Source organism: Pseudomonas sp. S2_H10 (assembly GCF_054668285.1).
This window is the reverse complement of record NZ_CP162754.1, coordinates 1,670,327-1,685,663: the sequence shown is the minus strand read 5'-3', so window position 1 is coordinate 1,685,663 and position 15,337 is coordinate 1,670,327. Positions and strand designations below refer to the sequence as shown.

11 protein-coding genes are annotated in these 15,337 nt (G+C 61.5%); 9 read left to right on the top strand and 2 right to left on the bottom strand.

What is annotated here, in order from left to right; genetic code table 11:
* Positions 1 to 116 precede the first annotated feature (116 nt).
* From AB4O16_RS07450 to AB4O16_RS07430, 5 genes are all read left to right on the top strand, one after another.
* Positions 117 to 1,454 (top strand): lysine N(6)-hydroxylase/L-ornithine N(5)-oxygenase family protein, encoded by a 1,338-nt coding sequence (locus AB4O16_RS07450; RefSeq protein ID WP_160387688.1) that lies wholly within the window; start codon positions 117 to 119, stop codon positions 1,452 to 1,454.
* A 561-nt stretch (positions 1,455 to 2,015) separates the two neighbouring features.
* On the top strand, positions 2,016 to 4,730 hold the full coding sequence (gene mgtA / locus AB4O16_RS07445; protein ID WP_460157419.1) for a magnesium-translocating P-type ATPase: 2,715 nt from the start codon (positions 2,016 to 2,018) through the stop codon (positions 4,728 to 4,730).
* A 188-nt stretch (positions 4,731 to 4,918) separates the two neighbouring features.
* Complete coding sequence (locus AB4O16_RS07440) at positions 4,919 to 5,320, top strand: chemotaxis protein CheY (protein ID WP_460157418.1); 402 nt, start codon at positions 4,919 to 4,921, stop codon at positions 5,318 to 5,320.
* 109 nt (positions 5,321 to 5,429) lie between these two features.
* Positions 5,430 to 6,056, top strand: a complete 627-nt coding sequence (locus tag AB4O16_RS07435; protein ID WP_160387682.1) for a response regulator transcription factor — start codon at positions 5,430 to 5,432, stop codon at positions 6,054 to 6,056.
* Positions 6,057 to 9,284 carry a transporter substrate-binding domain-containing protein gene (locus AB4O16_RS07430; protein ID WP_460157417.1) on the top strand — a complete coding sequence of 1,076 codons (3,228 nt, stop codon included), beginning with the start codon at positions 6,057 to 6,059 and terminating at the stop codon, positions 9,282 to 9,284. It begins immediately after the preceding gene.
* Positions 9,285 to 9,287: 3 nt separating this feature from the next.
* Here the strand turns inward: AB4O16_RS07430 and dkgB are convergent, their stop codons facing one another.
* Both dkgB and AB4O16_RS07420 read right to left on the bottom strand, forming a co-directional pair.
* On the bottom strand, positions 9,288 to 10,091 hold the full coding sequence (dkgB, locus tag AB4O16_RS07425; RefSeq protein ID WP_460157416.1) for a 2,5-didehydrogluconate reductase DkgB: 804 nt from the start codon (positions 10,089 to 10,091) through the stop codon (positions 9,288 to 9,290).
* 267 nt (positions 10,092 to 10,358) lie between these two features.
* Positions 10,359 to 11,267, bottom strand: coding sequence for a LysR family transcriptional regulator (locus tag AB4O16_RS07420; RefSeq protein ID WP_160387676.1), 909 nt, complete (start codon positions 11,265 to 11,267; stop codon positions 10,359 to 10,361).
* A 104-nt stretch (positions 11,268 to 11,371) separates the two neighbouring features.
* Here AB4O16_RS07420 and AB4O16_RS07415 point away from each other — a divergent pair, with 104 nt between their 5' ends.
* The 4 genes from AB4O16_RS07415 (at position 11,372) to AB4O16_RS07400 (ending at position 15,324) form a co-directional block, all read left to right on the top strand.
* On the top strand, positions 11,372 to 12,223 hold the full coding sequence (locus AB4O16_RS07415) for a pirin family protein (protein ID WP_460157415.1): 852 nt from the start codon (positions 11,372 to 11,374) through the stop codon (positions 12,221 to 12,223).
* A gap of 92 nt (positions 12,224 to 12,315) precedes the next feature.
* The gene (locus tag AB4O16_RS07410) at positions 12,316 to 12,999 is read left to right on the top strand and encodes an isochorismatase family protein (protein WP_460157414.1); all 684 of its coding nucleotides are present in this window, start codon (positions 12,316 to 12,318) and stop codon (positions 12,997 to 12,999) included.
* A gap of 56 nt (positions 13,000 to 13,055) precedes the next feature.
* Positions 13,056 to 13,682, top strand: a complete 627-nt coding sequence (ycaC, locus tag AB4O16_RS07405; protein ID WP_460157413.1) for an isochorismate family cysteine hydrolase YcaC — start codon at positions 13,056 to 13,058, stop codon at positions 13,680 to 13,682.
* Between the two features lie 199 nt (positions 13,683 to 13,881).
* The gene (locus AB4O16_RS07400; protein WP_460157412.1) at positions 13,882 to 15,324 is read left to right on the top strand and encodes a mechanosensitive ion channel domain-containing protein; all 1,443 of its coding nucleotides are present in this window, start codon (positions 13,882 to 13,884) and stop codon (positions 15,322 to 15,324) included.
* The last annotated feature ends 13 nt before the right edge of the window (positions 15,325 to 15,337 follow it).

The following is a 15,337-nucleotide window of genomic DNA, read 5'->3' as shown; positions in this document are numbered from 1 at the left end:
TTGTTTCATTGTCCTCGTTCCTACTCAACAGACGACCTGTTGTGCGACCCAAAGCCTGTCAGGTCACTTAGGTTCAATGCCCCGCTTTAGCGGGGAACATCCAGAGGACACTGGAAATGACACAGGCAATTGCATCGCCCCTCGTTCACGACCTGATCGGCGTCGGATTCGGCCCGTCGAACCTGGCACTGGCCATCGCGCTGCAAGAGCGCGGGGCGAGCCAGGGCAATCTGGATGTGCTGTTTCTCGACAAGCAGGCCGACTACCGCTGGCACGGCAACACCCTGGTGACCCAGAGCGAGTTGCAGATTTCCTTCCTCAAGGACCTGGTGACCCTGCGCAATCCGACCAGCCCTTACTCGTTCGTCAATTACCTCAAGGCCCACGGGCGCCTGGTGGACTTCATCAATCTGGGCACCTTCTATCCGTGCCGCATGGAGTACAACGACTACCTGCGCTGGGTCGCCGGGCAGTTCACCGCGCAAAGCCGTTACGGTGAAGAAGTGCTGACCATCGAGCCGGTGCTGCACAACCATCAGGTCGAGGCGTTGCGGGTGATTTCCCGCGATACAAGCGGCCATCAGCATGTGCGCACCACCCGTGCGGTGGTGGTCAGCGCCGGTGGCACGCCGCGTATTCCCGAGGTGTTCAAGGCGCTCAAGGATGACGGCCGGGTGTTCCACCACTCCCAGTACCTGGCGCAGATGGCCAAGCAGCCGTGCGTGAACAACCAGCCGATGAGCATTGCGATCATCGGTGGCGGGCAGAGCGCGGCAGAGGCTTTCATCGATCTGAACGACAGCTTCCCGTCGGTGCAGGTGGACATGATCCTGCGCGGCTCGGCACTCAAGCCGGCCGACGACAGCCCCTTCGTCAACGAAGTGTTCTCGCCGGAGTTCACCGACCTGGTGTTCCAGCAGCCTGACAGCGAGCGCGAACGACTGGTCAACGAGTACCACAACACCAACTACTCGGTGGTGGACATCGACCTGATCGAGCGCATCTACGGCATCTTCTACCGGCAGAAGGTCTCGGGCATCGCCCGGCATGCGTTCCACACCCTGACCACTATCGAAAAAGCCACCGCCAACGAGCGCGGCGTCGAACTGCTGTTGCGCAACAACGCCACCGGTGAAGTCTCGGTTCGTCACTACGATGCCGTGGTCCTGGCCACCGGTTACGAGCGGCAGATGCACCGCAAGTTGCTGGCGCCGCTGGAAGAGTACCTGGGCGATTTCGAGGTCGATCGCAACTACAAACTGATCACCGACGAACGCTGCAAGGCCGGCCTCTACATGCAGGGCTTCTGCCAGGCCAGCCACGGGCTGAGCGACACCTTGCTGTCGATCCTGCCGATTCGTGCGGACGAGATTGCCGGCTCCTTGTATGAGCACGGCAAGCATCGCGGGCAGGGGCGGTCGGTGGTGGATTTGTTGTTGGCCACGGCCAGTTGAGTCCTGCGGCGCCTACAAAATTGCCATCGCGGGCAAGCCCGCTCCCACAGGTTTGGAGTGATCCTTGTGGGAGCGGGCTTGCCCGCGATGGCGGTCTGAAAAGCACCACATACATTGATTCCTGAACCCTTCCTGAAGATCCCCGAGATTGCCCCTGCAATATTTTGTATCGGGTTTACTCTGCAAACATCGGGGCGTAAGCTTCGCGCGTTTTCATCCATTACGGAGACCCACAGTGGGTACTTGTTCGAGTGACAGTTGTCGGCCGGTCTCGGTAACCGGCATTTTCTCGGCAAGATAACGCGCAGTCTCCTGTGCCGTTGTCTCGCCGACAAGCGAGCAGCGGCATCCTGATCATGGCCAGTCCCGGCCGTGTCCCGACGTCCCTCTCATCGACGCTGAACAGTGCGTGGTTTCGACTTTTTGTCGTGGCCGCCGCTCTATCGACACGCCTGTCATTCGTGACCGGGGCGCCAGGCCTTGCTTTGCCGGTTGTTCCGGCGGCAGCGGCGCGGACCTGCCTGCTCGACGGTTTCCCGGCTGACCAAAGGGGCACCGGCCATGAAACTTACCCTCAAGGAATTCTTCGCAGGTTTCCTGCGTAACCGCCACATCGCCCGGCACTTCCGCCGCCTGGCGTTGCTGGAAACCTTCACCGACACCACGGTCAGCCGTGAAGTCCCACCCACCCTGGCGCAAACACTGGTGGCCGCTGCCGGCAGCGACACCGGTCAATTGCTCAACACCCTGGGCAGTCACATCGACGGCTTGAGCGAACTCGAAGCCGATGCCCTGCGCGAGCAATTTGGCCTCAATGAAGTCGAGCACGAACAGCCGCTGCCGTGGTGGACGCACCTGTGGCACTGCTACAAGAATCCGTTCAACCTGCTGCTGACCTTGCTGGCGGTCATCTCCTGGCTGACCGAAGACATGAAAGCCGCCATCGTGATTTTCTCCATGGTGGTGCTCTCGACCTTGCTGCGCTTCTGGCAGGAAACCAAGTCCAACCAGGCCGCCGATGCCCTCAAGGCCATGGTCAGCAACACCGCCACGGTGATGCGCCGCGACCTTGAGGAACATGGCGCGCAGCGCATCGAATTGCCGATCAGGCAACTGGTGCCGGGCGACCTGATCGTGCTGTCTGCCGGTGACATGATTCCCGCCGATTGCAGGGTACTCAGCGCCAAGGACCTGTTCGTCAGCCAGGCAGCAATGACCGGTGAATCGATGCCGGTGGAAAAATTTCCCCGCCAGCAGGACCGCGACACACTCAACCCCCTGGACCTGGACAACATCCTGTTCATGGGCACCAACGTGGTGTCCGGCACGGCCATGGCGGTGATTGTCACCACCGGCAACAGCACCTATTTCGGCGCCCTGGCCCAGCGGGTCGGCGCCACCGACCGGGCGCCGACGTCGTTCCAGACCGGGGTCAACAAAGTCAGCTGGCTATTGATCCGCTTCATGTTCGTGATGGCGCCGCTGGTGTTGTTCATCAACGGTTTCACCAAGGGCGACTGGACCGAAGCGCTGCTGTTCGCGCTGTCGATTGCCGTGGGCCTGACCCCGGAAATGCTGCCGATGATCGTCACCTCGACCCTGGCCAAGGGCGCGGTGTTCCTGTCGCGCAAGAAAGTCATCGTCAAGCGTCTCGACGCCATCCAGAACTTCGGCGCCATGGACGTGCTGTGCACCGACAAGACCGGCACCCTGACCCAGGACAGGATCTTCCTGGCGCGCAACGTCGACGTCTGGGGCAACGACTCGGATGACGTGCTGGAAATGGCCTACCTCAACAGCTACTACCAGACCGGCCTGAAAAACCTGCTGGATGTGGCGGTGCTCGAACACGTCGAGATCCACCGTGAGCTGAAAGTCGGCACGGCCTTTCGCAAGGTCGACGAGATCCCGTTCGACTTCACCCGCCGACGCATGTCGGTGGTGGTCGCCGGGCACGATCAACCGCACCTGCTGATCTGCAAGGGCGCGGTGGAAGAGGTGCTGGCGGTCTGCTCGCGGGTGCGTCATGGCGCGGTCGATGAAGCCTTGAGCGAAGAACTGCTGGCACGCATCCGTCAGGTCACGGCCGCATTCAACGCCGAAGGCTTGCGGGTGGTGGCGGTAGCGGCACGGCCGATGATCGAAGGCCGCGACACCTACAGCCTGGCCGATGAGCAGGCACTGACGCTGATCGGTTATGTGGCGTTTCTCGATCCGCCGAAAGAAAGCACCGCGCCAGCCCTCAAGGCGTTGGCGGCCCATGGCGTGGCGGTGAAAGTGCTGACCGGCGACAACGAGCTGGTGACGGCGAAGATCTGCCGTGAAGTCGGCCTGGAACAGCAAGGCCTGCTGATGGGCAACGACATCGAACGCATGAGCGATGCCGAGCTGGCGAAGGCGGTGGAGGCCACCAACGTCTTCGCCAAACTCACGCCGTCGCACAAGGAGCGCATCGTCCGCCTGCTCAAGGGCAACGGCCATGTGGTCGGCTTCATGGGCGACGGCATCAACGACGCCCCGGCCCTGCGCACCGCCGACATCGGTATTTCCGTGGACAGCGCGGTGGACATCGCCAAGGAAGCGGCCGACATCATCCTCCTGGAAAAGAGCCTGATGGTGCTGGAGGAGGGCGTGCTGGAAGGCCGCCGTACCTTCGCCAACATGCTCAAGTACATCAAGATGACTGCCAGTTCGAACTTCGGCAACGTGTTCTCGGTGCTGGTGGCCAGTGCGTTCATCCCGTTCCTGCCGATGCTGCCGATGCACCTGCTGGTGCAGAACCTGCTCTACGACATTTCGCAGATCGCCATTCCGTTCGATAACGTCGACGAGGAAATGCTCAAGCAACCGCAGCGCTGGCAGCCGGGCGACGTCGGGCGCTTCATGCTGTTTTTCGGGCCGATCAGTTCGATCTTCGACATCACCACGTTCGCCTTGATGTGGTACGTGTTCGATGCCAATACGCCGGATCACCAGACCCTGTTCCAGTCCGGCTGGTTCGTGGTCGGGCTGCTGACCCAGACGCTGATCGTGCACATGATCCGCACGCCGAAGATCCCGTTCCTGCAGAGCCGCGCGGCCATGCCGTTGCTGGTGATGACCGGGCTGATCATGGCCGTGGGGATTTTCCTGCCGATGGGACCGCTGGCGCACTACTTCAAGCTGCAGGCCTTGCCGTCGCTGTACTTCGTGTTCCTGCCGGTGATCCTGCTGGCGTACATGGCGCTGACCCAGGCGGTGAAGGGCTTCTACATTCGCCGGTTTGGCTGGCAATAAGGCCGCGAGGCTGGCCAATCAACACAATCCCTGTGGGAGCGAGCAAGCTCGCTCCCACAGGGGGCCAGGGTTTCCTTGGCAAGCGTCAGATTAACCGGCATTCATTTAGGAATATTCCTACATAAACCTAAGGTGGTCTTCCGTAGGCTTTGCGACCTCTTGAAACCGACATCCTTTTGGAGGTCACCTTGCCGAACAAATCCTTGCGCATCCTGATCGCCGATGAGCAGCACTTCAACCGCCTGCGGATCGAGCGGCTGTTCAACCAGCTCGGTTACTTCCGGGTGGCGCCGGTTCAGAGCCTCGGCGAGCTCCTGCCACTGGTGGAGTACGCTTGCGAGCCTCTGGATCTGGTGCTGGTCAATGGGGCGATGGCCAACGGATCGCTGGACCTGCCGGGTTTCCTTGCCGACAACCCGCAGGTTCATCACGGGTTTATCTTCAACGAACCGCAAGCGCCGATGCCGCCCGTCGCGGGCAAAGTCCGGGTCAGCCAGGCCGCCCTGCCTGATCTGGCGTCGATTACGCAGTTGATGAGCGTCGTTGAACGTCGCTTACCGTTCGTCGGAACTGTCATTTCTGTCAGGTAGTTCTTTGCCGCCTTCCATGCAAGAGTTTATGCGCAGCGTTATGCCCAACGGCTGCGGGGCCTGGAGGGCATTTTTTTGCCCGATCGTGTGGTTTTGCACGGGAGTTGTCATGAAGTCAGCACTGATTGTGGAAGATCATCCGGTGGTTCGCTCCATGATCAAACTCGTACTCAATGGTGAGGGGTTCAAGCAGATTTACGAGGCCTCCCGTGGCGATGAGGTCCTGTCGTTGATCCGCGAGCATCAACCGGATGTCGTGCTGCTGGACCTGGGCCTTCCCGGTGTGGCCGGGCTTGAGGTGATGGACCGCATCAAGGCGGAACACACGCGCTGCCGCGTGGTGGTGTTCACCTCGCTGGAGGCGCAGTTTTATCAGGACCGCTGCATGCGTGCCGGGGCTGTGGCCTATGTTTCCAAGAGCCGGGACCTGGATGACCTGAAGGCAGCGGTGAATTCGGTGATGGCCGGCTACACCTATTACGCCCAGATCCCCTCGAGTTCCGTGTCGATGGGGGAGTTGCAACGCAGTGAAAAGCAGTTGATCGACAAGCTCTCCAATCGTGAACTGACCATTCTGCAGTACCTGGCCCGGGGCTCGAAAAACCTGGAAATCGCCGAGATCATGCACCTGAGCTACAAGACCGTCAGTACCTACAAGACCCGGCTCACCCTCAAGCTCAATATGAGCTCGTCGGTGCACTTGAGGGATTTCGCCCTGCGCAATCATCTGATCTGAATGAACGCCCTGAGACGACTGACAGTTTGGGCGCTGACGGGCCTTCTTCTATGGGCATCGACGGCCTGTGCGCAACAGTCGCTGACCCTGCTGGGACGTTCGAGTGTCGAAGGCCTGAGCGTCAGCCTGTCGGACACCGAGTCGCGCTGGCTACGGCAAAAGGGCCGACTGGTACTGGCCGTCTCGGCTCCGGACTATCCGCCCTTCGAGTTCAATACGGCGGGCAAGGTGTTCGAAGGCATAACCGCCGATTACGCCGGGTTGCTCGAACAATTGTTGAACGTCGCCATTGAGGTCCAGCGTTATCCGTCGCGGGCCGCCGCAGTGCAGGCCATCAAGCAAGGGCAGGCAGACCTGCTGGGAACGGCCAATCGCTACGAAGCCGAAGATCCGCTGCTGCAGATGTCCAGCGCCTACGCGGTTGATCAACCGGTGCTGGTCACGCGTACCGATTTTCCACCGGTGCGCGACCCGACTCTGGCCGGCAAGCGATTGGTGATGCTGTATCACTACCTGCCCGAATACAGCGTGCAACAGTTCTATTCCAGGGCGCAGGTCCAGCTGTTTCCCTCGACACTGGCGGCGATCGGGGCCGTGGCTTTCGGCCAGGCCGATGTCTATCTGGGCGATGCGATCAACGCTCACTACCTGATCAGCAAGAACTACCTGAACAACGTGCAGCTGACGGACTTCTCGCCCATGGAGTCCGGGCGTTTTGCCTTTGCGATGGCCCGCGACAACGCCTCGCTGTTGCGCGTCGTCAACAAGGCGCTGGCGGCCGTCAGCACCAATGAACAGATGAACATCCTGCGCCGCTGGGGGGCAAACGGGGCGTCCATCCCGGGCACCCAGTCATTGCAGTTGAGCGTGGCCGAACAGCACTGGCTCGAACGTCACCCGCGGGTCAGGGTGGCGATCAATGAAAACATCCCGCCGATTACATTCATCGACAGCGAAGGCCATTTTCGCGGTATCGGCGTCGATGTGCTGGCGAAAATCAGTTCGCGTACCGGGCTGCAATTCGACATCCGGGGCATGAAGTCGGTGGCCGAGATGATGGCCGGCATCAAGAGCGGGCAGATCGATGTGCTGGCCGGCATCGGCCTCAGCTCCCAGCGTGAAGATGAGCTGCTGTTCACCCGCGCGTTCCTCAGCAGCCCTTCGGTGCTGGTGACCCGTGCAGCCGCGGACAGCCCCCGGACGCTGGATGACATGGCGGGAAAAACCCTTGCCCTGACCCAGGGCAACATTGCCGGCGAGTACCTTCGCCAGCATTACCCGCTGATCCAGCCGGTGGATGCGCCGCTGTCCACGGACGCCATGGAAATGGTCGCCCAGGGCAAGGCCCAGGGCGGCATCAACTCGTTGATCAGCGCCCGTTACCTGATTTCCCGGCAGTATCGCGATCGCCTGCAAGTGACCAGCACCGTGGGCACCGACCCTGCAAGAAGCACACTGGCAACCAGTCGCGAGGCCGCCGAACTGCATTCGATCCTGGACAAGGCGCTGCTGAGCATCCCGCCCGAAGAAATAGACGAGCTGACGCAACCCTGGCGGTATGACTCGATGGTCGAGCAGAGTTACTGGCTGCGACACCGGCAGGCGATCGTGCAGGCGTTTGCGCTGGCGGGTGTCTTGCTGTTGCTGGCGTTGACCGGGATCGTCTGGCAGCGCCGGCAGATTCGCCAGCGTCAGCAATTGCTCGGGCAGTTGCAGGAAGCCAAGGACGCGGCGGACGACGCCAACCGGGCCAAGACCACGTTCCTGGCCACCATGAGCCATGAAATCCGCACGCCGATGAACGCCTTGATCGGCATGCTCGAACTGGCGCTGAAACGGGCCGATGAAGGGGAGACCGACCGCGCCGCCATCGAGGTGGCGTCCAACGCCGGGCAGCAGTTGCTGGATTTGATCGGCGACATTCTCGACGTGGCGCGGATCGAGTCCGGGCATTTGTCGCTGGCACCGGAGCGGGTCAATCTGCACGCGCTGGTGGCATCGGTCTGCCGGGTTTTCGAAGGGCTGGCGATGCAGAAGAACCTGCAGTGGCGAGTCGAGCTCGACGAGCACAGTGACCGCGACGTGATGCTCGATCCCGTGCGCTTCAAGCAAGTGCTGTCCAATCTGCTGAGCAACGCGATCAAGTTCACCCGCCAGGGCCAGGTGAGCCTGACTCTGCGAGTGCAGCCCCAAGCCCCGGCGCATCTCGCCGTCAGCGTGCGGATCGAGGACAGCGGCATCGGTATCAGCGCATTCGACCAGCAGCGCCTGTTCAGCCCTTTCGTCCAGGCGGACAACAGTGCACAGACCGCCCGGCAGGGTTCCGGCCTGGGCCTGGTGATCAGTCGGACCCTGTGCGAAACGATGGGCGGCCAGTTGCAACTCGACAGTGAGCTTGGGCGCGGCACGCGGGTGGACATCAGCCTGCTGCTGCCCGCCCTGCAAGCGTTGCCTGCGGGGGAGATGGCCGGGGATTCGGCGCCGCTGGCGACCCGCGCGTTGTCGATCCTGGTGGTCGACGATTACCCGGCCAATCGCCTGTTGCTCTCGCGCCAACTGAGCTACCTGGGCCACCGGGTGGTACTGGCGGAGGACGGTGCACAGGGGCTTGAACAGTGGCGCGCAGAGGGCTTCGACCTGGTCATTACCGACTGCAATATGCCGGTGCTCAGTGGCTATGAACTGGCGGGCGCAATACGTGAGCAAGAGCGCGTGCAGGGGCTGTCGCCGACCTTGATTCTGGGCTTTACCGCCAATGCGCAGGCCGAGGAGAAGGCCCGATGCCAAGCGGCGGGCATGGACGATTGCCTGTTCAAGCCCATTCGCCTGGTGGACTTGCAGGTGTGGCTGGCCCAACGCTTTGCCGGCACGCCCTCGGCTTCAATCGATGACCATGGCTTCGCCGAGTTCGATTTGAGCGGGCTGGAACGTTTTGCGGATACGGAGCCTGGTTTGATCGAGCAACTGATGCACGATCTGGCGCTGACCAACCGCGAGGACCGCGTGCATCTGCTGGCCTTGCACACCAGCGGCAATCGCTCGGGTTTGCAGACGCTGGCACACCGGATCAAGGGCGGAGCACTGATGGTGCGAGCGCTGGGCCTGGTCGAATCTTGCGAACAGCTGGAGCGAGCGTGCAATGAAGGCAGCGCGGCACTGATCGACGACGCCGTCGATCAGTTGCAGCAAGCCATGACCCGCCTGGACCACAGTATCGGGCAGGGCTGAGGCTCAATCCCAGTTCGGCGCGATACCTTTTGGACTGGTCAACCGGTGGCCGCGATCCAGGGTCGCGATCAGCGCCATGTCGGCCTCGCTCAAAGTCAGTTCGCGAGCGCTCAGGTTGCTCTCGAGGTTGGCCAGCCGAGTGGAAGACGGGATCACCGCGTAACCCGATTGCATGGCCCACGCCAGGGTGACCTGGGCCGGTGTCGCTTGCAGGCGCTCGGCGATCTGCTGGATGAGCGGGTCCTTGAGGACTTCACCGTAGGCCAGGGTCATGTATGAGGTGATGCCAATGCCCTGGCTCTGCGCGAACTCGACGACTTTGCGGTTTTGCAGGTAGGGGTGCAGTTCGATCTGGTTCGTGGCGATGTGCTCGGCACCGATGGCGGCAATCGCTTGCTGCATCAGCTCTATGGTGAAGTTGGACACGCCGATCTGTCGGGTCAGGCCCAGGCGTTTGGCTTCGAGCAGGGCGCCCATGAATGCTGCGACGGGTACTTGATCGTCTGGCGACGGCCAGTGGATCAGGGTCAGGTCCAGGTAGTCGGTCTGCAGTTTGCGCAGGCTTTCCTTCAGGCTGTCGATCAAGCGATCACCGGCCAGGTTGGCGACCCAGATCTTGCTGGTGATGAACAGTTCTTCCCGGGCGATGCCGCTGGCAGCGATGGCCTCGCCGACCTCGGCTTCGTTCTCGTAGATTTGCGCGGTATCGATGGCCCGGTAGCCGAGCTGCAGGCCGGTGCTCACCGAATCGATGACCACCTGGCCTTGCAGGCGAAACGTACCCAGACCGAAAGCGGGGATAGACATTGATGACTCCAGGGGTTGCAGTGGGAATGGGCGGCAGTATCCGCGCCTGCATCCGTGAGAAAAACCGCTGGAGCGGCAAAGCAATGTTTACCGCAAATCAACAATCGGGTCAGACCGATGTTTTGAGGGTGTCTGGTCTGACGCCATCGCTGGCAAGCCAGCTCCCACAATGATCAGTGGTGTTCACAGGATTTGTTTTCACAACTGGATCCTGTGGGAGCTGGCTTGCCAGCGATGGCCGCGACTCGGTCTGAATCCTTACTGCCTTCAGGCAATATCACTGCGACTGAACTCCTCCCCAAGAAAATCGATCAACGTGCGCACCGACGGCAGCAAGCCCCGGCGCGAAGGGAAGATCGCATGAATCACGCCGCTCTTCGGTGCCCAGCCCGGCACCAGTTCCACCAGTTGCCCGGCAGCAATCTCATCGCGCACCACCACACTGGGCAGGTGCACGATGCCGATCCCCGCAAGCGCCGCATGGCGCAGGGCCAGCAGGTCATCGGTGACCATGCGCGGCGCATGCCGGATCATCGCGGTGCTGCCATCGGCACCGAACAGTTCCCACTGATACTCACGTTGCGCCGCCCCCCAGTGCAGGCTCGGCAAGCCGCTGAGGTCGGCCGGGGAGGGCGGAGTCGACAGGCGCGATAAAAAGGCCGGGCTGCCGACCACGCTCTGGGTGCTGTTGCCCAGCACCTTCATCACCATGTCGGTGTTTTCCAGCGGCGGAAAACGTACCCGCAGGGCAACGTCGAAACCTTCGTGAATCAGGTCGACCCGGCGATTGGTGCTCTCGATGAACAATTCCACCAGCGGGTACTTGAGCATGTAGCGGGTCAGCATCGGCCCGACCCAGGAATTGAGCAGCGCCGTCGGGCAACTGACGCGCACCATGCCCTGGGGTTCGGAGCGATTGCGTTCGATCAGTTCGGCGGCACTTTCCGCTTCCACGCGCATGGCCAGGCAACGCTGGTAATAGGCCTGGCCGATTTCCGTCAACGAGCAATGCCGGCTGGTGCGGTGCAACAGGCGCACGCCGAGGCGTTCTTCGAGTTCGGCAATGCGTCGGCTGAGCTTCGACTTGGGCATGTCCAGTGCCCGGCCCGCAGCGGCGAAACCGTGATGCTCCACCACCTGGGTGAAGTAGTAGAGGGTGTTGAGGTCTTCCACCATCGTTCTCCAAATAGAACGCTATAGCTGATTTTTGCAGTCTAGCGCAGCAATGGTCACGGTTTTAAGCTTTGTCCATGGCTTCACTCACCTCATCAGGAGACACCATGAAAAACATCATCGGTATCTACACCAGTCCACGGACCCATTGGGTCGGCGACGGATTCCCGGTTCGCACGCTGTTTTCCTACGACAACCTGGGCAAACACATCAGCCCGTTCCTGTTGCTCGATCACGCCGGCCCCGCGGAGTTCACCCCGACCACTGAACGACGTGGCGTTGGTCAGCATCCGCATCGCGGCTTCGAAACCGTGACTATCGTTTACAAGGGCGAACTGGAGCACCGGGACTCCACCGGCAGTGGCGGCAAGATCGGCCCCGGCGACGTGCAATGGATGACCGCAGCCTCGGGAATCCTGCATGAAGAGTTCCACTCCGAAGGTTTCGCCAAGAGCGGCGGCACCCTGGAGATGGTGCAACTGTGGGTCAACCTGCCTGCCAGGGACAAAATGGCCGACCCCGGCTACCAGACGATTCTCGACGGCGACATCCCGAGCATCGCCCTGAAGGACAACGCCGGCAGCCTGCGCCTGATCGCCGGTGAGTTCGACGGTCACAAGGGGCCGGCGCGCACCTTCACCCCGGTCGACGTGTGGGACATTCGTTTGAATGCCGGCAAGTTGCTCACCCTGGATCTGCATGACGGGCGCAACACCGCACTGGTGGTCTTGCGCGGCACGGTTCAGGTCAATGGCCTGGAACCGGTGCGCCAGGGGCAACTGGCCCTGTTCGATCGCAAGGGCGACCGCATGACTCTCGAAGCCAGCGAAGACGCGGTGGTGCTGTTGCTCAGCGGCGAGCCGATCGACGAGCCGATCGTCGGTCACGGGCCGTTCGTGATGAACACCGAGCAGGAAATCCACCAGGCCTTCGCCGACTTCCAGTCCGGGCGCTTCTAACCCGCTTCGTTTCAACAACCCGCTCTACACAGGATGCGTAGGCCGGTCCGAGGCCAGGGATGGCTGTTGCCTGAAATAAAGAGGAAACGCACATGAACACGATCTACGCGGCCAACTTCAACGGCCAGAAACCGACCATCGACCCCAACGACAGCGCGATGCTGTTGATCGACCACCAGAGCGGACTGTTCCAGATCGTCAAGGACATGGACGTGCCCCAACTGCGCGCCAACGCCATCGCCCTGGCCAAGGCTGCGACCCTGCTGAAGATGCCGGTGATCACCACGGCTTCCGTTCCACAGGGACCGAACGGGCCGTTGATTCCGGAAATCCACGAAGTCGCGCCCCATGCGCAGTACGTGGCGCGCAAAGGTGAAATCAACGCCTGGGACAACCCGGAGTTCCACGCGGCGGTCAAGGCCACCGGCAAGAAAACCCTGGTGATCGCCGGCACCCTGACCAGCGTGTGCCTGGCGTTCCCGTCCATTGCCGCCGTGCATGAAGGCTACAAGGTGTTTGCCGTGGTCGACGCCTCCGGCAACCACTCGAAACTGGCCACTGATCTGACCGTTGCCCGCCTGGCCCAGGCCGGGGTGGTGCCGATCGACATCATGGCGACGCTTTCTGAGCTGCAAGGCTCGTGGAACCGCCCGGATGCCGAGCAGTGGGCCGCCGTCTACGCCCAGGCCATGCCGCATTACCAATTGCTGATCGAGAGCTACCTCAAGGCCCAGCAAGTGGCGAACGAGCACGAAGTGCTGGACTCTCAGCGCTGACCGGTCAACCCACGCCGATTTCCATTCGGCATCGATAACCTGCGAGGACTACTGCAATGAGCACTTCCTACAAGCGTCTGGACAAGGACAACGCCGCCGTTTTGCTGGTGGATCATCAGACCGGCCTGCTGTCTCTGGTTCGCGACATCGACCCTGATCGTTTCAAGAACAACGTGCTGGCCCTGGCCGACCTGGCCAAGTACTTCAAGCTGCCGACGATCCTCACCACCAGCTTCGAAAGCGGTCCCAACGGACCGCTGGTGCCAGAGCTCAAGGCACTGTTTCCGGACGCGCCGTACATCGCTCGCCCGGGCCAGATCAACGCCTGGGACAACGAGGATTTCGTCAAGGCGATCAAGGCCACCGGCAAGAAACAGCTGATCATCGCCGGTGTGGTGACGGAAGTCTGCGTGGCATTCCCGGCCCTCTCGGCGCTGGCCGAAGGCTTTGAGGTGTTCGTGGTCACCGATGCGTCCGGCACCTTCAACGAATTGACCCGCGAATCGGCGTGGAGCCGCATGACCGCCCAGGGCGCACAATTGATGACCTGGTTCGGCCTGGCCTGCGAACTGCATCGCGATTGGCGCAACGATATCGAAGGGTTGGGCACGCTGTTCTCCAACCATATTCCGGATTACCGCAACCTGATGACCAGCTACAGCACGCTGACCAACAGCAAATAATCCCGTCCCCCTGTAGGAGCCGGCTTGCCGGCGATGGCTGCAACCCGGTTTGCCAGGCTAACCGCCATCGCTGGCAAGCCAGCTCCTGCAGGTTTTTTGGGTGTCCAGGCAGGCGTGTTCATCCAGCCAAATCAATTGCTCCTACACTATGGCCAATCCATGCGATCTTCGCGTTCTTGGCCCTGGCTGGAGTTGCTTGATGCTGTCATTGCTCACTGAACACCCACTGATCTGTGCAATGGCGCTGATCCTGATCGACCTCGGGTTGTGGTACTTGCTCAGCGCCGTTGGCAGTGCCTGGCGGCTGCTGGTGCGGGTGGTGATTTTTTCGTTGTTCAGCCTCCTGCTGTTCAACGAGGGCCTGAACCCGATGGAGCCCCCGCCCTGGGCCGACAATGTGCCGCTGCACCTGGCGGCCACCGGGTTGCAGATCGGCTGGTGGTTGTTCGGCGCGCGGACCCTGACCGTGCTGATCGGTGCGGTGATGATGCAGCGGGTCGGGCATACCGGGCGCTTGCTCCAGGATTTGCTCGGCGCGGTGATTTTCCTGATCGCGGTCATTGCCGCCCTGGCCTATGTGCTGGACCTGCCGGTCAAGGGCGTGCTGGCGACCTCCGGTGCGTTGGCGATCATTGTCGGCCTGGCCTTGCAAAGTACCCTCAGTGACGTGTTTTCCGGGATCGTCCTCAACACCACCAAACCCTATCAACTGGATGACTACATCTCCATCGACGGCATGGAGGGCAAGGTCACCGACATCGACTGGCGTGCCACGCGCCTGCAAACCTCCCAGGGTTGCATGGCGGTGATTCCCAACTCCTTGGCGGCCAAGGCCAAGATCATCAATTTCAGCCGGCCGAACGACATGTTCGGCATTTCCGTATCCCTGGAAGTGAGCCCCCACGCGCGGCCGAACACCGTCATCGAGGCGTTGGAGCGGGCCATGCAGGGTTGCCGCGCGCTGCTGGATACACCGTCGCCAAGCGTCGGCCTGAAAACCGCCAGCAACACCGGCGCGACCTACGAAATCAACGGCTTTGTCGCGTCGATGGACGAGAAACGCTCGGTGCGTAACCAGCTGTACGACCTGGCCTATCGGCACTTGCAGGCATCCGGGGTGAATCTGTTGTCGAGCGTGGAGCCCAGCCCGCCGATCAACCTGACACGACAGCGGTCGTTGCTGGACAGCTCGCCGATTTTCTCCACCTTGCGCCAGGAAGAGAAAGACACGTTCAGCCAGAACATGACCCTGCAAACCTTCCGCGCCGGCGAGGTGGTCCTGGAAGCGGGGGAGGTCAGCGATCACTTGTTCATTATCGAGTCCGGCGTGATCTCGGTGACCTTGATGCGCCACGGAGCGCCCTACGAATCCGGGCGCATGGGCCCGGGAGAGGTGATCGGCGAAGCGGGCATTCTCACCGAGAGCGCGCTGCCTGCGCAGTTTACCGCCAAGACCTTCTGTGGCCTGTACCGCATCGAAAAGTCATACCTCAAGCCGTGCCTGGATGCCCGTCACGATATCAACGATGCGATGACAGCCTTGCTCGATTACCGGCTGCAAAAAGCGAAAATCCTGAGTGAGGACCTGCCGGTGGTGGCGGCGAAAAAGGGCTTTTTGCAGTGGTTGCGCAATCGGGTGTGAATGGCCTCCTCGA

Bases quoted from the DNA above. Each gene is read 5' to 3' on its own strand.
- AB4O16_RS07450 (WP_160387688.1), top strand. From the start codon at position 117: ATGACACAGGCAATTGCATCGCCCCTCGTTCACGACCTGATCGGCGTC.
- mgtA (WP_460157419.1), top strand. From the start codon at position 2,016: ATGAAACTTACCCTCAAGGAATTCTTCGCAGGTTTCCTGCGTAACCGC.
- AB4O16_RS07435 (WP_160387682.1), top strand. From the start codon at position 5,430: ATGAAGTCAGCACTGATTGTGGAAGATCATCCGGTGGTTCGCTCCATG.
- AB4O16_RS07430 (WP_460157417.1), top strand. From the start codon at position 6,057: ATGAACGCCCTGAGACGACTGACAGTTTGGGCGCTGACGGGCCTTCTT.
- dkgB (WP_460157416.1), bottom strand. From the start codon at position 10,091: ATGTCTATCCCCGCTTTCGGTCTGGGTACGTTTCGCCTGCAAGGCCAG.
- AB4O16_RS07420 (WP_160387676.1), bottom strand. From the start codon at position 11,267: ATGGTGGAAGACCTCAACACCCTCTACTACTTCACCCAGGTGGTGGAG.
- AB4O16_RS07415 (WP_460157415.1), top strand. From the start codon at position 11,372: ATGAAAAACATCATCGGTATCTACACCAGTCCACGGACCCATTGGGTC.
- AB4O16_RS07410 (WP_460157414.1), top strand. From the start codon at position 12,316: ATGAACACGATCTACGCGGCCAACTTCAACGGCCAGAAACCGACCATC.
- ycaC (WP_460157413.1), top strand. From the start codon at position 13,056: ATGAGCACTTCCTACAAGCGTCTGGACAAGGACAACGCCGCCGTTTTG.
- AB4O16_RS07400 (WP_460157412.1), top strand. From the start codon at position 13,882: ATGCTGTCATTGCTCACTGAACACCCACTGATCTGTGCAATGGCGCTG.